Origin of the sequence: Halopseudomonas salina, from assembly GCF_014637955.1 — a bacterium.
GTDB classification, from domain to species: Bacteria; Pseudomonadota; Gammaproteobacteria; order Pseudomonadales; family Pseudomonadaceae; genus Halopseudomonas; species Halopseudomonas salina.
Genome location: NZ_BMFF01000002.1, coordinates 641,830 through 662,606, shown reverse-complemented (window position 1 = coordinate 662,606; position 20,777 = coordinate 641,830). Strand labels below are relative to the sequence as shown.

Below are 20,777 nucleotides of genomic sequence, written 5' to 3'. Positions count from 1 at the left end.
TCAGCGCCTGTGATCCTCGTCGCTGCCTTCCAGAGCAAAATCGTTCTTTCCACCCATCATCAGCGTCTTGCCATCGGTTTCCGAGCCCAACTTGATCAGCAGACGCAGGTCGTTGGCCGAGTCGGCGTGGGCCAGCGCATCTTCATAGGTGATCTCGCCCTGGCTGTAGAGCTTGTAAAGCGACTGGTCGAAAGTCTGCATACCCAGCTCGTTGGAGCGCGCCATCAACGGCTTGAGCTCGTGCACTTCACCCTTGCGAATCATGTCTGCAGCCAAGGGCGTATTGAGCAGCACTTCGATAGCCGCGCGACGCCCCTTGCCGTCAGGGGTCGGAATCAACTGCTGAGCAACGATCGCTTTCAGGTTGAGCGACAGATCCATCCACACCTGCTGATGCATTTCGGTAGGGAAGAAGTGAATGATACGGTCCAGCGCCTGGTTGGCGTTGTTCGCGTGCAGGGTAGCCAGACAGAGGTGACCGGTTTCGGCGAACGCCACCGCGTGGTCCATGGTTTCCCTGGTCCGCACCTCACCAATCAGGATCACATCGGGAGCCTGACGCAGAGTATTTTTCAGCGCCACCTCGAAGGAGTCGGTATCGATGCCCACCTCGCGCTGGGTCACGATGCAGTTCTGGTGCTGGTGAATAAATTCGATCGGGTCTTCGATGGTGATGATGTGGCCGCTGGAATTCTTGTTACGGTAACCAATCATCGACGCCAGTGACGTGGACTTACCAGTACCCGTGGCGCCGACAAACATCACCAGACCCCGCTTGGTCATGGACAGCTTCTTGAGAATCTCCGGCAGCCGCAGCTCTTCCATTGTCGGGATATTGATCTCGATACGGCGTAGCACCATCCCCACCAGGTTGCGCTGGTAAAACGCACTGACCCGGAAGCGGCCGATACCACGGGCGCTGATCGCGAAGTTGCATTCACGGTTCTCGGCAAACTCCCTGCGCTGGGCCTCGGTCATCACGCCCAGCACGGTCTCGCGGGTCTGCTCCGGAGATAGCGCGGTCTTGGTCACGGGCAGGATTTTGCCGTGCATCTTCATACTGGGGGCTACGCCCGCGGTGATGAAAAGGTCCGAGGCGCCTTTCTCGACCATCAGCCGTAACAGTTTCTCGAACTCCATGATGCCTCTCTTCTAGATCAGATAGAGTCGGCCGATTTGGCCTTCTCTCTGGCGCTTTCCTTAGTGATGATACCCTTCGCAGCCAGGCCCTTGAGGCACATGTCCAGTGTCTGCATACCCAGATTGCCACCGGTCTGGATCGCCGAGTACATCTGCGCCACCTTGTCCTCGCGAATCAGGTTACGAATAGCTGGCGTGCCGATCATGATTTCATGGGCAGCCACACGACCACCGCCGATCTTCTTCAAAAGGGTCTGCGAGATTACCGCGGTCAGCGACTCGGAAAGCATCGAGCGGACCATGGATTTCTCTTCTGCAGGGAATACGTCGACAACACGGTCGATGGTCTTGGCTGCCGAGGTCGTGTGCAGGGTACCGAACACCAGGTGACCGGTTTCTGCAGCAGTCAGGGCCAGGCGTATGGTTTCCAGGTCGCGCATCTCGCCGACCAGAATGATGTCCGGGTCTTCGCGTAGCGCCGAGCGCAGAGCTTCGGCAAAGCCGAGAGTGTCGCGGTGTACTTCACGCTGGTTGACCAGGCACTTCTTCGATTCGTGAACGAATTCGATCGGGTCCTCGATGGTCAGCACGTGCTGATATTTGGTGCAGTTCAAGTAGTCGAGCATCGCCGCCAGGGTAGTGGACTTGCCCGAGCCGGTCGGGCCGGTCACCAGTACCAGGCCACGCGGCACATCGGAGATCTTCTTGAACACGTCGCCCATGCCAAGATCTTCCATACTCAGAACCTTGGACGGAATGGTACGGAATACCGCACCGGCACCCCGGTTCTGATTGAATGCGTTGACCCGAAAGCGGGCCACACCAGGCACCTCGAAGGAAAAGTCAGTCTCCAGGAATTCTTCGAAATCCTTGCGCTGCTTGTCGTTCATGATGTCGTAGATAAGGCCATGCACCATCTTGTGGTCCATTGCCGGTACGTTGATACGACGCACATCGCCATCGACTCGAATCATGGGCGGCAATCCTGCCGACAGGTGCAAGTCCGACGCGCCCTGCTTGGCGCTGAAGGCTAACAGCTCGGTTATATCCATTGGGTTCCCCATTGCAACCGGCAAGCATGTAGAATGCCTGAAGGTCTTTTCCGATATTGGCTAGGTAGTTATCTTGGTAATGTCTACGATAGCAGAGAATATTGCAAACGTTCGTGAACGTATTGCGCGCTCGGCAGTCAGTGCTGCCCGCGATCCCTCCGAAATCACCCTCATTGCGGTCAGCAAGACACGGCCTGCCAGCGCAGTACGTGACGCCTGTGCCGCGGGTTTGCGGGACTTCGGCGAAAATTATCTACAGGAAGCCCTGGAGAAAATCGAGGCGCTATCCGAACTCCCCCTTACCTGGCACTTTATCGGCCCGATTCAGTCGAACAAGACGCGACCGATAGCCGAGCATTTCGACTGGGTGCACGGTGTCGATCGGTTAAAGATTGCCAAACGCCTGTCCGAGCAACGCCCGGCGGAACTCGGGCCGCTGAACATCTGCCTGCAGGTGAATATCAGCCGTGAGCCGAGCAAGTCGGGCGTACTGCCCGAAGACGTTGCCGAACTGGCTACCGCAGTAGCGGCATTGCCGCGTTTGAAACTGCGCGGCCTCATGGCCATCCCGGCACCCGCAGAGGACAGCGAATCACGGCGCCAGCCCCTGCGAGCGCTGCATGAATGCCTGCAGAGCCTGCCTATGCAGCTCGATACATTGTCCATGGGCATGAGTGACGACCTAGGCGAAGCTGTGCAGGAAGGTGCCACCATGGTGCGCGTAGGCACTGCGCTGTTCGGGCAACGCGAGAAGACTGACGACCCTGCCACACCACCCGCCACCCACACCAAGACAGAGGACACCCCATGACCGCCCCCATTATTGGTTTTATCGGCGCAGGCAACATGGCTACCAGCCTGATCGGCGGCATGCTGCAGCAGAACATAAAGCCCGCGCAGATCATTGCCAGCGACCGCACCGCCGAGCAGTGCGAACGCCTGGTCAAGCAGTTCGGGATTGGCACCAGTCTGGATAACGCGGTGCTCGCCAACGAGTGCGATGTACTGGTGCTGGCGGTCAAGCCTCAGGTCATGCAGGCGGTATGCCGCGACCTGCCCCGCGAGCGCAAAACCGGCCAATTGATCGTCTCGATCGCCGCCGGCATCAGTTGCGCCAGCCTGGAGCAATGGCTGGGTGAGGGCACGGCGATCGTACGCTGCATGCCCAACACCCCCTCGCTACGGCGCCAGGGCGTGAGCGGTCTGTTCGCCAACGCCTCAGTTACCGAGGCTCAAAAGGAGCAGGCGGAGAATATTCTCAACGCCGTGGGTATCAGCCTGTGGCTGGATCAGGAAGAGCTGATCGATGCTGTCACCGCGGTGTCCGGTAGCGGCCCTGCATACTTCTTCTACATGATGGAGGCCATGACCGCCGCCGGCGAAAAGCTCGGCCTGCCCCGCGATACGGCTGAACGCCTGACGCTCTTTACCGCCCTGGGCGCGGCCGATATGGCCGTGCACAGCGATGTAGACGCCGCCGAGCTGCGCCGCCGCGTCTGCTCCCCCGGCGGCACCACCGAACAGGCGATCAACAGCTTTGCCAGCGACGATCTGCCCGCTATCGTTGAGCGCGCGATGCGAGCCGCTGCCGCCCGCGGCGCTGAAATGACCAAAGAACTCGCCTGAGGAGGCCACATGAACAACCTGAATATGGCCGCGATCTACCTGGTGCAAACTCTGGGCAGCCTGTACCTGGTCATCGTCCTGATGCGCTTCATTCTGCAACTGGTCAAGGCCGACTTCTATAACCCGATTTCGCAGTTCATCGTCACGGCCACCAAGCCGCTGCTGATGCCCCTGCGTCGGGTGATTCCAGGCTACGGGGGGATTGATTTCGCCTCCCTGGTGCTGGCCCTGATCCTGCAAATGATCCTGATGACCATCATCATCAAGTTGATGGGCGCGGCCCTGCCGAACATTCTGCAGATTCTGGTCTGGTCCCTGATCGCCGTGACTGCGCTGTTTCTGAAGATATTCTTCTTCGCCCTGATCATCAGTGTAATTCTGTCCTGGGTCGCGCCACAAAGCGGCAACCCTGCGGCTATCCTGGTGCATCAGTTGTGCGAACCGGTGCTGACCCCCGTGCGTGCGATACTGCCGTCGATGGGCGGTCTGGACCTGTCGCCCATCTTTGCCTTTATTGCTCTGCGTCTGATCGACATGCTGGTGATTGCCAACATCGCAGCTGCCACCGGTATGCCCAGAGGCCTGACCCTGGCGTTGTAACCACAGCGCCTGGCCGACAGCACCATCCATAAAGCTCCCGGCAACCACAGCGCAAGCCACGCTTGCCGGGCTGCAGCGCAGATATTGCGCCGGACTCCGACGCTCTTTAGACTGGCGCCTCGTCTGTTGGCGAGGCCGCAGCGGGCTACCGCCTGACCACACAGGAACAGTATATCCATGTCCAGATTCCCCGCCGATTCTGTCGGTCTGGTGACACCTCAGCGCCAGGCGTTTTCCGAGCCGTTGCAATTGGCTTGCGGCAAGGCGTTGAACCAGTTCGAACTGGTATATGAGACCTATGGGGAGCTGAACGCCAACCACAGCAACGCAGTGCTCATCTGCCACGCGCTGTCCGGCCACCATCACGCAGCGGGCTTTCACAAGGTAGACGAACGCAAGCCCGGATGGTGGGATGCGTGTATCGGACCTGGAAAGGCGATCGACACCAACCGCTTCTTTGTCGTCAGCCTGAATAACCTGGGCGGCTGCCATGGCTCAACCGGCCCCTCAAGCATCGACCCAGCCACGGGTAAATCCTACGGCGCGCATTTTCCGGTGCTCACCGTCGAAGACTGGGTCCACAGCCAGGCACTGCTCGCCGACCGACTGGGGATTGCGTGCTGGGCTGCCGTCGTGGGCGGCAGCCTCGGTGGCATGCAGGCCCTACAGTGGGCCATCAGCTACCCCGACCGCATTCGACACTGTCTGGCGATTGCCACTGCGCCCAAGCTCTCTGCGCAGAACATCGCCTTCAATGAAGTCGCGCGCCAGGCGATCATCAATGATCCAGATTTTCATAATGGCGACTACGCAGCCTTCGGCGTGATCCCCAAGCGCGGTCTGATGCTGGCCCGCATGGTCGGGCACATCACCTATCTGTCGGATGATTCCATGGGCGAGAAATTCGGCCGTGAGCTGCGTACCGACGTGCTCAACTACGATTTCACCAGTGTCGAATTCCAGGTAGAAAGCTATCTGCGTTATCAGGGCCAGGAGTTTTCCGAGCGCTTTGACGCCAATACCTACCTATTGATGACCAAGGCGCTGGACTACTTCGACCCGGCGGGTGCCCACTCCGGCAATCTGGCCAGCAGTCTCGAAGGCATCAAGGCACGCTGCATGGTGATGTCGTTCACGACTGACTGGCGCTTCTCACCTGCCCGCTCCCGTGAGCTGGTGGACGCTCTTTTTGCAGCGGGCAAGCAGGTCAGTTATCTGGAAATCGAAGCAGCCCAGGGACACGACGCCTTCCTGCTGCCGATCCCCCGCTACGTCCAGGCCTTCAAGGCCTATATGAACCAGATCGAGGTGGCTTGATGACTATGCGCGCGGACCTGGAAATCATCCAGGAATGGATCAAGCCTGGCAGTCGTCTGTTGGATCTGGGCTGCGGTGACGGTGAGCTCCTGCGTTATCTGTCCGACCACCGCAAGGTCACCGGTTATGGTCTGGAAATCGACCCGGAGAAGATCAACGCCTGTATCGAGCGCGGCGTCAACGTGATCGAACAAAACCTGGATGCCGGCCTGAGCAACTTTGGCGACAACACCTTCGACAGCGTACTCATGACCCAGGCGCTGCAGGCCGTCCATTACCCTGATCAAGTGCTGGAAGAGATGCTGCGCATCGGCCGCGAAGCGATTCTCACCTTCCCCAACTTTGCCCATTGGCGCTGCCGCTTATATCTGGGTACAAAGGGCCGCATGCCTGTATCGGAGTTCATGCCCTACACTTGGTACAACACACCCAATATCCACTTTTGCACATTCAAGGACTTTGAGGAGCTATGCCGCGAGCGATCCATACGCATTCTTGATCGCCTTGTGGTAGACCAGTCACACCAGAGCACCTGGTTGAGTGGGCTCTGGCCAAACCTGTTGGGTGAAATTGCCATCTACCGGGTTACCCGATAGGAGAACACTATGCTACGCAATCTGCTTTGCACACTGATGCTGGTCGCCGCCCCTCTGGCCATGGCCCAGGATCAGAGCCCCAAACGCTTTGGTGACATCATTGTCTATTTCAGCCCCTTCAACAGCAGCTACGTTGCACCGCAAGTCGCTGCCAACGTGGGCTTGGAACGGGCACCCGACAAGGGCGTGCTGAATATCGCCGTGCAGCGGGAAACTCCTGATGGGGCAGTACCCGTCGACGCTCGCGTGACCGGCACGGTGAAAACGCTGATAGAACAGGAAACACCCCTGAACTTCATCCGCGTAAAGGAAGAGGACGCCCTGTATTTCGTTGCCAATTATGGCGCACCAACACGTTCTATTCTGCGTTTTGAAATCGATATACAGCCCGAGGAAGGCGGCGCCGTGCATACTCTGAACTTCCAGAAGGAGTTCTTCCCGGATGAGTGAAGCGTCACGACTCCCCTTCAGCCAACTGGTGCTGGCCAGCGGCAACGCAGGAAAGCTGGCCGAGCTACAGGCCATGCTGGGCAACGAGGTTGAGGTCATACCGCAAAGCCGCTTCGTTCAGGAAGAAGTCGAGGAAACCGGCCTGACCTTTGTCGAGAACGCAATCCTCAAAGCCAGGCACGCCGCCCGAGCTTCAGGCCTGCCTGCATTGGCCGATGATTCCGGCCTAGCCGTGGATGCCCTTGGCGGCGCGCCAGGTATCTATTCTGCGCGTTATGCCGGCGGCGGCGGAGACCAGGCGAACAACGCCAAGCTGCTGGAAGCTTTGCAAGACGTATCCGATGATAAACGCGGTGCGCGCTTCATTTCAGTGCTGGTATTGATGCTGCACGCAGAAGATCCCACGCCAATCATCTGCGAAGGCGCCTGGCACGGCCGGATCATGCAAGAGCCGCGCGGCAGCCAGGGCTTTGGGTACGATCCCCTGTTCTGGGTACCCGAAAGGTACTGCGCCAGCGCTGAACTGAGTTACGCGGACAAAAACCGTATCAGTCACAGAGCCAAGGCCATGGCTGATTTGCGCAAGCGTCTGGGACTCAGTTGACCAAGCCGCAAGCCACAAGTCTCAAGCCTCAAGCAAGCCCAGCCAACCACTCGGACAGCTTGCAGCTTGAAGCTTGCCGCTTGCAACTCCCGCCTCTGTCAGCTTACGTGCACATACCCTGGTGCGTGCGCAAATGTCCCTACTGCGACTTCAACTCCCATGTCAGTGATAGCGGTCTGCCCGAGCAGGAATATGTAGCGGCGCTGATCGCCGACCTTGAACAGGACCTGCCCTTGGTCGGCGGACGGAAGCTGCGTTCGATTTTCTTTGGCGGCGGCACGCCCAGTCTCTTTTCCGCGGCCAGTCTGGGTCGAATCCTCGAGGCCATGGCTGCCCGCCTGCACTTTGCCGACGATATCGAAATCACCCTGGAAGCCAACCCCGGCACCTTCGAGCAGGCCAAGTTCGCCGACTACCGCAGCGCCGGCATCAATCGCCTGTCGATCGGCATCCAGAGCTTCAACCCCGAACATCTCAAGGCCCTGGGCCGCATCCATGACGACCGCGAAGCGCTGGGCGCCGTCGAGATGGCCCGCCGCGCCGGGTTCGACAATCTGAACCTGGATCTGATGCATGGCCTGCCCGGCCAATCGGTGGAACAGGCACTGGCCGATATCGAGCAGGCGGTGGCGCTGGCCCCGGAACACCTGTCCTGGTACCAGCTCACGCTGGAGCCCAACACGGTGTTTTACAACAAGCCGCCGACCCTGCCAGTGGAGGACATACTCTGGACCATCCAGGAGGACGGGCAGCAGCGACTGGCCGAAGCGGGTCTGGTGCAATACGAGATATCAGCCTATGCCCAGCCAGGCCGCCAGGCGCGGCACAACCTGAACTACTGGCAATACGGTGACTTTATCGGCATCGGGGCCGGCGCACACGGCAAGACAACCCATGCCGACGGCCGCGTGGAACGCAACTGGAAAACCCGTCTGCCTAAAGACTATCTGGACCCAGCCAAGCCCTTTCGCGCTGGCGACAAGATGATCGAGCCAGACGATCTGCCCTTCGATTTTCTGATGAATGCCTTGCGCCTGAGCGACGGCGTACCCGCCACCTATTACCAGGCACGCACCGGCCAGTCCCTGGACAGCATCGCACCGCTGCTGGATCGTGCGGTTGAGCGCGGCTTGCTCGAGCCCTGGCAGCAACAGCTACGCCCCACCGAGCGGGGTCGCCTGTTTCTGAATGATCTGCTGGAGATGTTTCTCTAGCCCAGCCGCAAGCTGCCAAACCCAGCCGCAAGCATCAAGCGGCAAGCCACAAGCTAAGACCCAGCGCGGTGTGGTCTGGTCCCTTGGCGGAGGGGCTGGGCTGGGTTTTGGCTGGAAGCTGGAAGCCTAAAGCTTGAAGCTTGAAGCTTGAAGTTCGAGACCCGAGACCCGCAGCTGCCGCACCGCTTCTAGCTTCCAGCTCCTGGCTTACCGCCTACCGCCTGCCGCTTGAAGCTTGAAGCTTGTGGCTTGTGGCTTGTGGCTTGCGGCTTGAGGCTTGAGGCTTGAGGCTTGAGGCTTGAGGCTTACAGCTTGCAGCTTGGCGCCAGCTTCCATACAGTATCCCGAACTGTCTCATTGACCGAGGTACCCATGTCTCCGTTCCTGTTTGCCACCACTGCCCAGATCCTCTGTGAATCCGGTTCCGCTGTCCGTCTAGCCGAGCTCTGCAAGGAGCGTGGCGCCTCCCGAGTGATGATCGTGACCGACCCCGGCATCACCAAACTGGGCATGCTCGACAGCATCACCCCCGGTTTTGCCAAGGCTGGCGTCGCCTATGAAATCTTCGATGAGGTCCAGGCCGATCCGCCGGAAGCGGTCGTCATGGCCGCCGTGGAACAGGGCCGCGCCATGGGCGCTGATCTGGTCGTCGGCTTTGGCGGTGGCAGCTCCATGGACGTGGCCAAACTGGTCGCCTTCCTCGCACACCCCGACTGCAATCAGCAGCTTTCCGACATCTACGGCGTGGGCAATGCCAAGGGCCAGCGCCTGCCGCTGATACAGGTACCGACCACCGCCGGTACCGGCTCGGAAGTCACGCAGATTTCCATTATCACCACAGGCGAAACCACCAAGATGGGCGTGGTCTCACCGGTTCTGCTGCCCGATATGGCGCTGCTCGATGCCGATCTGACTGTCGGTCTGCCACCGGCCGTTACCGCCGCCACAGGCATTGATGCCATGGTGCACGCGATCGAGGCCTATACCAGCAAGATCAAGAAGAACCCGCTGTCCGACATGCTCGCCCGTGAGGCTCTGCGCCTGCTGGCCGCCAACCTGGATGAAGCCGTGCATAATGGCAGCAACCGCGAAGCGCGCCAGGGCATGCTGCTTGGCGCCCTGCTGGCTGGCCAGGCGTTCGCCAACGCCCCAGTCGCTGCGGTACACGCCCTCGCCTACCCGCTCGGCGGTCACTTCCATATTCCCCACGGCCTGTCCAATGCCCTGGTACTCCCCGCCGTGATCGAGTTCAATTCCTCCGCGGCCGAGGACCTGTACGCCGAGCTGGCGCCATTGCTGGTCAAGGATCTGAAAGCCGGCAACGCTACCAGCCTGACCGAGCAACTGGTCGCCGAGCTGTCCGCCCTGAGCCCACGCTGCAAGCTACCCACGCGCCTGCGCGATGCCGGCGTACCGGAAGACATGCTGCCACAACTGGCCAAGGACGCGATGCTGCAACAGCGACTGCTGGTCAATAACCCACGGGAGCTGACCGAAGCCGACGCCCTGGCGATCTATCGCAAGGCGTTTTGAACTTACAGAATTCAGTCCGCAGGCCACTCCTATGCCTGGGCTGACTTGAGGGACATCCGCAGTAGACCCTTTATGCCCAGGGATGGGCTTAGGGAGCCCCCAAGGACGGGTTCACGGCGTGTCTGCGGAGGGTGTCGCTCAAGGCAGCAAGCAGCGAATCCAGAGTCACCCATAGGTCACAGCGGCATTGGTAGAACCGAATTTCCCGAGAGAACACTTCGATATGAGCACCAAACCCACACGTAACGACTACCCCTACCTGCACCCCATCACCACCCGCTGGCACGACAACGACGTCTATGGCCATGTGAATAACGTGGTGTATTACAACTACTTCGACAGCGCAGTGAACAGCTGGCTGATCGAGCAGGGTGGGCTAGATATTCACCAGGGTGAACAGATTGCTTTCGTGGTCAGCTCCGGCTGCGATTACCTGGCGCCGATCGCTTTCCCCGATGCCATCGAGATTGGCGTGCGCGTCGCCAAGCTCGGCAACAGTTCGATACATTACGAGCTGGCTGTTTTCAAGGCAGGGACGGAAGCCGCCTGTGCGGTTGGCCGCTTCGTGCATGTATTTGTCGAGCGCAGCAGTAACCGTTCCTGTGCCATCCCTGAAGGACCACGGGCTGCCCTGTCCCGCCTGATCCCCTGAGTTACATGCCCTAGCCACTCCGATGTACAACCCGGGCACGCATAGGTTCTTGCATCGCCGCCAGCCGGGCTAATAGAGAAGAGCTATCAAGCTCTTTTCTAATTATCACTGTTCTCAATTTACAATCGTTGCCAATATGCTACTCAGAGGCAGTCGAAATCATCCAGCCGGATCCAAACGCCAAGCTGTAGAACGGCATAACTGCCCGGCAAGAACAGAACAGGATGCCGCCCCGTGCAGCATCATTTAATTAGTACATGCGGGAGATACACATGAGTGACAGTCAGGGCAAGTGCCCAATCATGCACGGCGGCAACACCGCAAACAGCAAATCGAACATCAGTTGGTGGCCGAACGCCCTCAACCTCGACATCCTTCACCAGCACGACAGCAAGACAAACCCGCTCGGCGAAGCGTTCGACTACGCCGAAGAATTCAAGAAGCTTGATCTCGAAGCCGTCAAGACCGACCTCAAGGCCCTGATGACCGAAAGCCAGGAATGGTGGCCGGCGGACTGGGGTCACTACGGCGGCCTGATGATTCGTCTGGCCTGGCACGCGGCTGGCAGCTACCGCATCGCCGACGGCCGCGGTGGCGCAGGCACCGGCAACCAGCGCTTCGCCCCGCTCAACTCCTGGCCGGACAACACCAACCTCGACAAGGCTCGTCGCCTGCTCTGGCCGATCAAGAAGAAGTACGGCAACAAGCTCTCCTGGGCCGACCTGATGATTCTCGCCGGCAACATGGCCTATGAATCCATGGGCCTGAAAACCTTCGGCTTCGCCGGTGGCCGCGCCGACATCTGGCACCCGGAAAAGGACATCTACTGGGGCGCCGAAACCGAATGGCTCGCACCCAGCGGAAGCGAAAACAGCCGCTACTCCGGCGAACGCGACCTCGAAAATCCGCTTGCCGCGGTGATGATGGGCCTGATCTACGTCAACCCGGAAGGTGTCGACGGCAACCCCGACCCGCTCAAGACCGCCCACGATATTCGCGTCACCTTTGAACGCATGGCCATGAACGACGAAGAAACCGTTGCGCTTACCGCAGGCGGTCACACCGTCGGCAAGAGCCACGGCAACGGCCGCGCCGAGAACCTAGGCGAAGCCCCCGAAGGCGCCGATGTACACGAGCAGGGCCTGGGCTGGAACAATACCGTATCGCGCGGCATTGGCCGGGACACCGTCACCAGTGGCATCGAAGGTGCCTGGACTACCCATCCGACCCAGTGGGACAACGGCTACTTCGACCTGTTGTTCGGCTACGAGTGGGAGCTGACAAAGAGCCCCGCCGGTGCCTGGCAGTACCAGCCGATCAATATCCGCGAGGAAGACAAGCCGGTCGACGTGGAGGATCCCTCCATCCGCCTCAACCCGATGATGACCGACGCCGACATGGCGATGAAGATGGACCCGGAATACCGCAAGATCGCCGAGCGCTTCCACAAGGATCATGCGTACTTCTCGGAAGTCTTCGCCCGTGCCTGGTTCAAGCTGACGCACCGCGACCTCGGCCCCAAGAGCCGGTATCTGGGTCCGGATGTACCGGCAGAAGACCTGATCTGGCAGGATCCGATCCCGACTCCCGGCTACATGCTGAACGAGACCGAAGTCGCCGACCTCAAACGCACCATTCTGGCCAGTGGCCTGAGTGTGGCGGATCTGGTCAGCACCGCCTGGGACAGTGCGCGCACCTTCCGCGGCTCGGACTTCCGTGGCGGCGCCAACGGTGCTCGCATTCGTCTGGCCCCGCAGAAGGCCTGGGAAGGTAACGAGCCCGAGCGGCTGCAACAGGTACTTGCCGTGCTGGAAGGCATCCGGGCCGGTCTGCCTCAGCCAGTCAGCCTGGCCGACCTGATCGTCCTGGGCGGCACTGCTGCAGTGGAGCAGGCAGCCAAAGCCGCCGGTGTCGATATTACCGTGCCCTTTGCCCCCGGCCGCGGCGACGCTAGCGAAGAAATGACCGATGCCGACTCGTTCGAGTATCTGGAGCCAGTGCACGATGGCTTCCGCAACTGGACCAAGAAGCACTACGAGGTCACGCCTGAAGAGATGCTGCTCGATCGCGCCCAGCTGATGGGCCTGACCGCGCCGGAAATGACCGTGCTGATGGGTGGCATGCGCGTACTGGGCACCAACCATGGTGGCAGCAAGCATGGCGTGTTCACGGATAACGAGGGTGTGCTGAGCAACGACTTCTTCGTCAACCTGACCGACATGCGCAACACCTGGAAGCCCACCGGCCGGAACTCCTACGATATCGTCGATCGCAAGAGCGGTGCAGTGAAGTGGACCGCCACCCGGGTCGACCTGGTATTCGGTTCCAATGCGATACTGCGCGCCTACGCAGAGGTATACGCCCAAGACGATGCCAAGGAGAAATTCGTCAAGGATTTCGTCAAAGCCTGGACCAAGGTGATGAACGCAGATCGTTTCGATCTGGTCTGATCCAGCGACAAACGAAACCGGGCGCTGTTTACAGCGCCCGGTTTTTTTATGCCTATGGAAAAGTCAGGCGAGATTTCATCCGAGCTGTCAGCTGAAAGCTCCCCGCAAATCCCCCGGCGTGAACAGCTCGATCCAGTAGCCGTCCGGGTCGCGGATAAAGGCAATGTTGTTCATCTTGCCATCCTGCGGCCGCTTGACGAAGCTGACACCCAGCCCCTCGAAACGCTCACAGGCGACCTCCAGATTGGGCACCGCAAAACCGATGTGGCCAAAGCCCTTCGGTTCATCGTTACCATTGTGGTAGGCAAAGTCCGCATCGCTCTCGGTGCCCCAGTTATGGGTCAGCTCCAGCATGGCCGGGCGGCCGAAGGTCTGTACCAGCCGCTCCTGCGGATCATCCGACCACAATCCCAGATCCTTACTGTCGATCGCAGCCAGAAAATACAGGCTGAACTGCATCTGCTCGAAATCCAGCTTCTTGACCAACGTCATGCCCATGATCCGCGTGTAGAAATCCAGAGTGACCTCCGGTGACTTGATGCGCAGCATGGTCTGGTTGAACACAAAGCCTTCGGTCGCTGGATCGCGGTTTTCACACAGACCGGTCGCGGATTCGAAATGACGGCTCATGGCGGACTCCTCTGTACCTGGGTGAGTGGCGGCCCTTACTTGAAGGGGCGCTCGTCCCACCAGGGGTAGAATGGGGGGCGGTCCTTGCTCGGGCTCAACTTGAACTGCGGCGGACGTTTCTCGAGGAAGGATTGTACTCCTTCCTGGGCGTCTGCAGACTCGCCCATGAAGGCAATCGCCCGCGAATCTACCTTGTGCGCTTCCATCGGATGATCCGCGCCCATCATGCGCCACATCAACTGACGGTTAAGCAGCGCGGACATGCCGGAGGTATTATCGACAATTTCCCGCGCCAGCTCGTAGGCTGCCGGCAGTAACTCGTCGGGTTCATGAAGACTGCGGACCAGACCACCCTTGAGCGCCTCCTCGGCACTGAAAACACGACCGGTATACACCCACTCGGCTGCCTGCATCGGGCCTACCAGGCGCGGCAGGAACCAGCTGGAGCAGGCCTCCATGGTGATCCCGCGACGGGCAAACACAAAGCCGAACTTCGCCTTGGTCGACGCCATGCGAATATCCATCGGCAAGGTCATGGTCGCGCCCACACCCACCGCCGCACCGTTGAACGCCCCGATCACCGGCTTGGTGCACTCATAGATCCGCAGCGATACCGTGCCGCCACCATCACGCAGCGTATCGCCTTCCGGTTCGCCCTGGCGCTTGTGACGGTTGAAGGTATCACCACCCTTCTCCAGATCCGCTCCGGCGCAAAACGCCTTGCCCGCACCCGTCACCACAATCACACGTACAGCATCGTCAGCATCGGCCGCATCAAAGGCCGCAATCAACTCGCGACACATTGCGCCATTGAATGCATTCATGCGGTCGGGGCGGTTAAGGGTCAGCGTCAGAATGCCGTCCTCTACCTGGTAATCGAGTGTTTCATAAGACATGCGGGTACTCCCTGTTGATCATGTGCCGCCCAGTGTAGAACCGACCGGTCACAGCCACCAGTTGTGTTACGAAAGCGTATGTGGGGGTATTGTTGGGGTGGATGCAGGAAGCGAGAGGTCTTGAAACAAGCAATGGACGTTATTTTCGATTTTCTAGTCAACGTTGTATGCCATCGGATCGGCGTTGGCGTGCTGAAGCTTTTCAGCGGCGGCAGATTCGAAGGCGAAAGCGGTTATGCCTGGGGCTTTGCTTTGTTGGTAGGCGGCCTCGTGTTGCTTGCGCCGTTTGCGGCTTTCATAAGCTGGTTGATCTATGCGAAGGTCTGATGAGCTGATGCCGGTCAATTAGCACTCAATAAATCTATCTCCTTTTTGCGAGAGGCGCAGGGAAGCAAAGCTTGTCTCCTGCGCCCCCTCCTCGGGCGCACTAATATGCCTGAACTAGCGCTCAAGCTCCCGATCAATAGCCGCCTGCACCTGCCGGAAAAACGCCAGACGCTCTTCACCCTGAGTACCACCCTGCATATCAGTAGCCTGGGGCCAGTTGCCGTTCGAGGCAATTACCAGCTTCCGCTGGGGATCGATGAAAATACCCTGGCCGAAGATACCCTGCGCAATGTAGGCGCCATCATCCAGCGTCCACCACTGATAACCGTAGCCATGCCCCGGGGCACCAATGTCCGCCTGCTTGGTGGTCGCCTCGGCGATCCAGCCCTCCGGCAGTACCTGCTCGCCATCAGCGATGCCGCCACCCATGATGAACAGCCCGAATCGAGCGTAGTCGCGTGTGGCAGCCTGGATGCAGCACCCACTGATTTCATGCCCCGTGGACCCCAATAGCCAGGTCGCGTCCTGCTCCATGCCAAAGGGCTTCCAGACTTTCTCGGAAAGGTACTGCGCCAGCGGTTTGTTGGCGGCCGAACTGGCCAGAACGCCAATCAGGTTGGTCTCACCGGTTTTATACACCCACTTGGTACCCGGCTCCGCCTCGGCTTCCAGCTGGCGCATGTAGCTCACGGTGACATCGACACCCGGCTCGGGCTTGTGGTCGGAAAACAGGGCCACGTCCGACTGGGGGTCGCCATAATCCTCATTCCATTTCACACCGGATGTCATCGTCAGCAACTGCTTGATGGTGACATTGTCGTAAACAGAGCCTTCAAGGCCGGGAATGTACGCCGACACCATGTCATCGATGCTCTTGATATGGCCATCCTTGATAGCGGCGCCGACCAGGGTCGAGGTAAAGGATTTGGCCACGGAGAAACTGGTCCAGCGGCCATCGGGCCCGAAGTCCAGGCCATACTGCTCAAGGCGTACCTTGCCGTCATGCACAATCACCAGCGCCGCGGCGCGTTGCGAGGCCATAAAGGCATCCACGTCCATGCCAATATCCAGCGGCGCACCCTCAGGCAACGGATAGGCATTGTTACCGGCGGCGATAACGCGCGACTCGGATAAAACAGGCAAGCGGTCCATAGCCCGAAAAGCAGCATCACGCTCTGGCGTAGACCAGAACAGCACATCGGAATTGGTAGGCAGGTTCAGCACCAGCCTGCGCATGTCCTGGTCAGCCGTAGCCCAAAAAACGCCGCCTCCCGCCAACAGCAAAATGACGATCGAGATAATCCACTTCTTCATGCTTACCCCCTTATTTTTGTATGCCTATCTTAGGGGAGAGCGCAGGTTCTCGGCGGGTGCATTTGGGCCAATAGATAGGGGTGATCGGTTGATATGGCAATAACTTGGCGGACGGCGAGTAAAACCGGAAGCGCAATACAAACAAAGGTTGATAGACATGTCTAACGTTCACCCCTCCTGAATTGATATTCATCTGAACTGCTCCCCAAGTACCCCAGGCCATTTTTTCCATGAGGTATTTGTGCAGCGCAAGGTGAGAAACACTTTTGCGCAAATTAATTCTATTAGAACGTTGTGAATACGGTGAACGGGGTAATAATCAGTGCTATTCCAACCAGGGACGCTCACAAATGACACTCAGAAAAAAATTCGTCCTGACTCTGACAGTGGTACTGCTCTCATTCATCGCCGCTACCGTGATTTTCAGCTCTGTAACGCAAGGCAAGTGGATTCATGATCAAGCACTAGCTGAAGCAACCCACCGAAAGAATGAGGCAGCAAGGCTCTTGGGGTTGACTGATTCAATCATGAGTGAGCGCGTAAAAAACAGCATGCAGCTACTGATTCAACGCGGCATGACCATAGGCGACCCGTCGCTTGGTCAGCCTGTCAGTGTGGGCACTGCTTCGCCACCGGAGTTACAGCTGGGCGGTCAACCACAGGCCAACAACTTCGCGCTGGTGGATGGGTTACGGAAATTATGGGCGGGACTGCAACTCTCTTTTCTCGCCAAGGTAACAACTTCGTACGAGTTTCTACCAACGTGATGCGAGATGGGCAGCGCGCCATAGGTACGCAACTCGATCCCAACGGTGCGGCAATTAATGCCATTCTGGAAGGCAACGCTTTTTATGGCCAGGTTGACATATTGGGCATGCCCTACCTGACCGGCTATGAGCCCATCAAAGATGCGCAAGGCAATACACTCGGAATCTGGTACGTCGGCTATTCCGCTGACTTGAGCGCCTCGTCTGAAGCGATATCGAACTCACGAATTCTGGAGCAAGGTTTTGTGGCCTTGCGTGACCCGAAAGGCACGCTGAGGATGCATTCTGATCACGTATCTGAAGATGCTATTACCAAAGCGATCGGGGAGGCCAGCCAGCAATGGCACATTGAAACCCATGCCTATACACCCTGGGGCTACGAGATCATTACAGCCTATTCCAAATCCGAGCTACGCCAACTGGTGCTCACCAGCTCCCTTTCCATGGCCGTTATGATCACGCTAGCAGGCCTCATATTGGCGCTCTGCATCAGTCTGATGATGACACTGATTATAAGTCGCCCCCTGAATGCAACCATTGCAACGATCGAAGATATTGCCGATGGCAACGGTGACCTGACCGTACGGTTCAACAGTACCAGCAAGGATGAATTAGGTGTGTTAGCTCGTGCCTTTGATCGCCTGCTTGATCGCATGCAGCACACAATGCGTGCAGCTCTTGAATCAGCCAATACCCTGCTGGTGCAGGCTAACGAGCTGGCGACAGTAGCGGAACGCTCGAATGAATCAATCAATAACCAAAATCGTGAAACCGAAATGGTGGCCACGGCCATGCATGAGATGAGCCTGACCGCACAAAGTGTCGCGCAAAGCGCAGCAACTGGCGAAGATGCTGCGAACCGGGCCAGCTCACAGGCACTGGAAGGCAGGAACTCCCTCGAATCGACGATCAGGAGCATTCAAAACCAGGCACATGACATCTCATCTTCCATGAAAGTTATAGATGACCTTGCTTCCGCTAGCACGGACATTGGCACAGTCTTGGAAGTTATTGTAAATATTGCCGGACAAACTAACCTACTGGCGCTCAATGCCGCCATTGAAGCTGCGCGTGCAGGCGAACAGGGGCGGGGCTTTGCCGTAGTAGCTGATGAGGTCCGCTCGCTTGCGCAAAGAACGCAAGCCTCCACCGAGCAAATCCGCAGCATGATCGAACGGGTGCAACAGGGTGTGAATCGCTCCTCCGAAATGATGTCAGAAAACAGCAAGATAGCTATTATCAATGCCGAGGCGGCGAAAGATGCAGGCGAAGCTTTCGATGATGTTCTGGAAGCTATCACCCGTATCAGCCAGGTAAACACTGAAATTGCCAGCGCGGCTGAAGAGCAGAGCCATGTTGTCGAGGACATCAATCGCAACGTGTTGAGCATCAGTGACGAGGCAGCCAAGAATGGCGACTTGGTTCAACAGACGCAAGATGCCAGCCAAAACCTCACCTTACTGGCAGAAAAACTGCGCGAATTGCTTGCCTATTACAAAATTTAATCGGCAGATAACAAGACCTTACCCTGACTCGTGCATGCGCCCAGAGATCCCTTTCAGGAACAACCAGGCTTCAACTCCATTAACTTGTTGGCAGAAGTAAGCTATGCAAAAAACAACAGTTTTACGCGGATTACTCGGTGGCGTACTGGCCTCTGCGCTTTCTTTAAGTGCCACAGCGGCTGTGACAACAGAACATGAGCGTATCGATGAGAGCCAATGGCGTTATCGCGTGACACCATACCTTTGGGGCGCTGGGCTCGAGGGTGAGGTGGGCAAATTTTCGCGCCGCGCAGATGTCAGCAAAAACTTCAGCGACGTACTTGAAGGCCTGGATGCCGGTGCAATGCTGGCATTCGAAGCAAGACGTGGGCGCTACGGTGTGTTGACTGACTTGCTGTATGTCAGTCTGAGCGAATCAGGTCGTATCCCCACGCCTGTCGGCATTGAGGTTGATGCGCAAGCCAAGGTCAAGGCGGCGACATTCATGCTTGCGGGGCAGTATCGCGCGATCGATAACGACCACGGATACATGGACGTCGTCGGTGGCGCCCGTTATTGGGGGCTACAAACAGACATCAATGTCAGTCTCGGCAATCTGTTTTCTGTAGACGGACGCGACGAGGAAAGCTGGATCGACCCCATCGTGGGGATAAAAGGCACCTACCATCTTGGTGAACGAACCTATTTTACCGGCTGGGCAATGATTGGCGGTTTTGATGTTGGCTCCAGATTCAGCTCCGATCTAATGGGAGCGCTTGGCTACAAGCTCACTGATCGAAGCGCACTGTTGCTAGCTTACCGGAGGCTTGCGGTGGACTATACCTCATCAGACTTTGCCTTCGACGCCGCCCTGCAAGGCCCGGCAATGGGTTGGGACTATCGATTCTGATTCGGACGAACCGGACACATTTATGCACGGGGCCTGGTAAGCATTTCTACCGACCACCATTTTCCCACATCATCTATCCACGAATGGATATTCAACAAACCGTTCCAACCGCTCCTGCATGGCCGGATGAGTGGAAAAGTAGTCGCTCCAGATGCTGTCTTTGGACTTACCTCCCTCAGCTAGCAACTCCCCGCACAATGCCAGGCGCTCACTCTCGGACAGCTCATCAACAGCTATGCCATCCTGCTCACTGAGCAGTTCGCGGCACTGGGCACTGTCGTTCATCCGCTGCAAAATATTTACGAACGCCTGGCGCTCGATGCCCTGACGGTCGAGGTAGGCAACGGAAAAGCGGTCCGCTTCCAGTTCGTGGTCGCGGGAATAGGCCAGGGTCGCCGCCACTACGGGTAAGCCGACAAACAGGTCGCCCACTGCCGAGGCGTCGCCCACCACCATCAGATAGGCAATACCAATCACACTATTCTGGATCATGGCGCGCAGGCTATGGCGATGATGAATATGACCCACTTCGTGCGCTAACACCGCCACAAGCTCCTCGTTGCGCTGTGCCAGTGTCACGATTTCATCGGTAAAGATCATGGTGCCATCGGGCAGGGCAAAGGCATTGGCGCCTACGCGCTCGCCACCCTGGCGAAACAGAACCTTGAGCGGCAATTGCCGATAGGCGGCCAGGACCGGGGCAAAGTCAGCCTGCAGTTCAGCCTGCTTTGCGGCGGAGAGTTCGCTGGGCTTCAGGTACAGCCTGTCCATCAGCGCCAGGGTTTCCCGGGAAATGGTGTTGAGTGTTTCAGCTGGCAGAGCGTGGGCCATGCGCTCAGCGGCAGCCGGCAAGCCGTGAAAAACACTGGCCCAGGCTAAGATCGCCACAAGCAATGCGGTGACGATCACAAAGGGCAAGTGACTTTCCAGCTTGTGAATCCAGCCCAGGAAACGGCGGGGCTGCCACTGATGCATCAGCTCGTCTACCGCATCATTGTTATCGGTTTCCAGTACGCCGCCACAGGGCAGACGCACAAACCGTGGCGTCTGCCCGAGCCGCGAGCTGACATCCAGCTCGGCGGCGTTCACCCGCGCCAGCTCGCGGCCTTCTCCCTGAGAGACAACGCGCGCCACACCGGATCCATCCACCGCCAACTCGGCCGGTTCACGGCGAGCCTGGCCCGCCATAAACCAGCTACCCGCTATAGGCTGCAT

General features: G+C 58.4%; 21 protein-coding genes. 15 read left to right on the top strand and 6 right to left on the bottom strand.

Features of this window, described 5'->3' with window-relative positions:
- Together IEV54_RS07015 and IEV54_RS07010 are read right to left on the bottom strand one after the other, a co-directional pair.
- Nucleotides 1-1,140, bottom strand: a complete 1,140-nt coding sequence (locus tag IEV54_RS07015) for a PilT/PilU family type 4a pilus ATPase (protein ID WP_150276606.1) — start codon at nucleotides 1,138-1,140, stop codon at nucleotides 1-3.
- Between the two features lie 17 nt (nucleotides 1,141-1,157).
- Nucleotides 1,158-2,192, bottom strand: a complete 1,035-nt coding sequence (locus IEV54_RS07010; protein WP_150276605.1) for a type IV pilus twitching motility protein PilT — start codon at nucleotides 2,190-2,192, stop codon at nucleotides 1,158-1,160.
- A 79-nt stretch (nucleotides 2,193-2,271) separates the two neighbouring features.
- Here IEV54_RS07010 and IEV54_RS07005 point away from each other — a divergent pair, with 79 nt between their 5' ends.
- The 11 genes from IEV54_RS07005 to katG all read left to right on the top strand — a co-directional run bounded on the left by IEV54_RS07005 (nucleotide 2,272) and on the right by katG (nucleotide 13,234).
- Entirely contained in the window at nucleotides 2,272-3,003 is a 732-nt protein-coding gene (locus IEV54_RS07005) for a YggS family pyridoxal phosphate-dependent enzyme (RefSeq protein ID WP_150276604.1), read from the top strand.
- Complete coding sequence (proC, locus tag IEV54_RS07000; RefSeq protein ID WP_150276603.1) at nucleotides 3,000-3,818, top strand: pyrroline-5-carboxylate reductase; 819 nt, start codon at nucleotides 3,000-3,002, stop codon at nucleotides 3,816-3,818. The genes IEV54_RS07005 and proC overlap by 4 nt, the downstream gene beginning before the upstream one ends.
- A 9-nt stretch (nucleotides 3,819-3,827) precedes the next feature.
- Entirely contained in the window at nucleotides 3,828-4,418 is a 591-nt protein-coding gene (locus IEV54_RS06995; RefSeq protein ID WP_150276602.1) for a YggT family protein, read from the top strand.
- Nucleotides 4,419-4,595: 177 nt separating this feature from the next.
- Nucleotides 4,596-5,735: a homoserine O-succinyltransferase MetX gene (gene metX, locus IEV54_RS06990; RefSeq protein ID WP_150276601.1), complete on the top strand. Its 1,140-nt coding sequence runs from the start codon at nucleotides 4,596-4,598 to the stop codon at nucleotides 5,733-5,735.
- A gap of 5 nt (nucleotides 5,736-5,740) precedes the next feature.
- Complete coding sequence (gene metW / locus IEV54_RS06985; protein ID WP_150276738.1) at nucleotides 5,741-6,331, top strand: methionine biosynthesis protein MetW; 591 nt, start codon at nucleotides 5,741-5,743, stop codon at nucleotides 6,329-6,331.
- Nucleotides 6,332-6,340: 9 nt separating this feature from the next.
- Complete coding sequence (locus IEV54_RS06980; protein ID WP_150276600.1) at nucleotides 6,341-6,781, top strand: DUF4426 domain-containing protein; 441 nt, start codon at nucleotides 6,341-6,343, stop codon at nucleotides 6,779-6,781.
- Nucleotides 6,774-7,385, top strand: coding sequence for an RdgB/HAM1 family non-canonical purine NTP pyrophosphatase (rdgB, locus tag IEV54_RS06975; RefSeq protein ID WP_150276599.1), 612 nt, complete (start codon nucleotides 6,774-6,776; stop codon nucleotides 7,383-7,385). The genes IEV54_RS06980 and rdgB overlap by 8 nt, the downstream gene beginning before the upstream one ends.
- Nucleotides 7,386-7,444: 59 nt before the next feature.
- Nucleotides 7,445-8,599, top strand: coding sequence for a radical SAM family heme chaperone HemW (hemW, locus tag IEV54_RS06970; RefSeq protein ID WP_150276737.1), 1,155 nt, complete (start codon nucleotides 7,445-7,447; stop codon nucleotides 8,597-8,599).
- Between the two features lie 372 nt (nucleotides 8,600-8,971).
- The gene (locus IEV54_RS06965; RefSeq protein ID WP_150276598.1) at nucleotides 8,972-10,132 is read left to right on the top strand and encodes an iron-containing alcohol dehydrogenase; all 1,161 of its coding nucleotides are present in this window, start codon (nucleotides 8,972-8,974) and stop codon (nucleotides 10,130-10,132) included.
- A 223-nt stretch (nucleotides 10,133-10,355) separates the two neighbouring features.
- On the top strand, nucleotides 10,356-10,784 hold the full coding sequence (locus IEV54_RS06960) for an acyl-CoA thioesterase (RefSeq protein WP_150276597.1): 429 nt from the start codon (nucleotides 10,356-10,358) through the stop codon (nucleotides 10,782-10,784).
- A 272-nt stretch (nucleotides 10,785-11,056) separates the two neighbouring features.
- A complete protein-coding gene (gene katG, locus IEV54_RS06955) occupies nucleotides 11,057-13,234 on the top strand; it encodes a catalase/peroxidase HPI (protein WP_223825364.1) in 2,178 nt (725 codons plus the stop codon).
- Between the two features lie 87 nt (nucleotides 13,235-13,321).
- Here the strand turns inward: katG and gloA are convergent, their stop codons facing one another.
- Both gloA and IEV54_RS06945 read right to left on the bottom strand, forming a co-directional pair.
- Complete coding sequence (gene gloA / locus IEV54_RS06950; RefSeq protein WP_150276595.1) at nucleotides 13,322-13,864, bottom strand: lactoylglutathione lyase; 543 nt, start codon at nucleotides 13,862-13,864, stop codon at nucleotides 13,322-13,324.
- A 35-nt stretch (nucleotides 13,865-13,899) separates the two neighbouring features.
- Entirely contained in the window at nucleotides 13,900-14,760 is an 861-nt protein-coding gene (locus IEV54_RS06945; RefSeq protein WP_150276594.1) for a crotonase/enoyl-CoA hydratase family protein, read from the bottom strand.
- Nucleotides 14,761-14,880: 120 nt separating this feature from the next.
- Between IEV54_RS06945 and IEV54_RS06940 the strand changes: the two genes are divergently transcribed.
- Nucleotides 14,881-15,087: a hypothetical protein gene (locus tag IEV54_RS06940; protein ID WP_223825363.1), complete on the top strand. Its 207-nt coding sequence runs from the start codon at nucleotides 14,881-14,883 to the stop codon at nucleotides 15,085-15,087.
- A 114-nt stretch (nucleotides 15,088-15,201) separates the two neighbouring features.
- Here IEV54_RS06940 and IEV54_RS06935 read toward each other — a convergent pair whose 3' ends face one another.
- Nucleotides 15,202-16,401, bottom strand: a complete 1,200-nt coding sequence (locus tag IEV54_RS06935) for a serine hydrolase domain-containing protein (protein WP_150276593.1) — start codon at nucleotides 16,399-16,401, stop codon at nucleotides 15,202-15,204.
- 266 nt (nucleotides 16,402-16,667) lie between these two features.
- On the opposite strand from IEV54_RS06935, the gene IEV54_RS06930 reads away from it, so the two are divergent.
- The 3 genes from IEV54_RS06930 (at nucleotide 16,668) to IEV54_RS06920 (ending at nucleotide 19,562) form a co-directional block, all read left to right on the top strand.
- Entirely contained in the window at nucleotides 16,668-17,168 is a 501-nt protein-coding gene (locus IEV54_RS06930) for a hypothetical protein (protein ID WP_150276592.1), read from the top strand.
- Nucleotides 17,102-18,673 carry a methyl-accepting chemotaxis protein gene (locus IEV54_RS06925; protein ID WP_150276591.1) on the top strand — a complete coding sequence of 524 codons (1,572 nt, stop codon included), beginning with the start codon at nucleotides 17,102-17,104 and terminating at the stop codon, nucleotides 18,671-18,673. The genes IEV54_RS06930 and IEV54_RS06925 overlap by 67 nt, the downstream gene beginning before the upstream one ends.
- Before the next feature lie 103 nt (nucleotides 18,674-18,776).
- The gene (locus IEV54_RS06920) at nucleotides 18,777-19,562 is read left to right on the top strand and encodes a hypothetical protein (protein ID WP_150276590.1); all 786 of its coding nucleotides are present in this window, start codon (nucleotides 18,777-18,779) and stop codon (nucleotides 19,560-19,562) included.
- Between the two features lie 69 nt (nucleotides 19,563-19,631).
- Here IEV54_RS06920 and IEV54_RS06915 read toward each other — a convergent pair whose 3' ends face one another.
- A complete protein-coding gene (locus IEV54_RS06915) occupies nucleotides 19,632-20,777 on the bottom strand; it encodes a M48 family metallopeptidase (RefSeq protein WP_150276589.1) in 1,146 nt (381 codons plus the stop codon).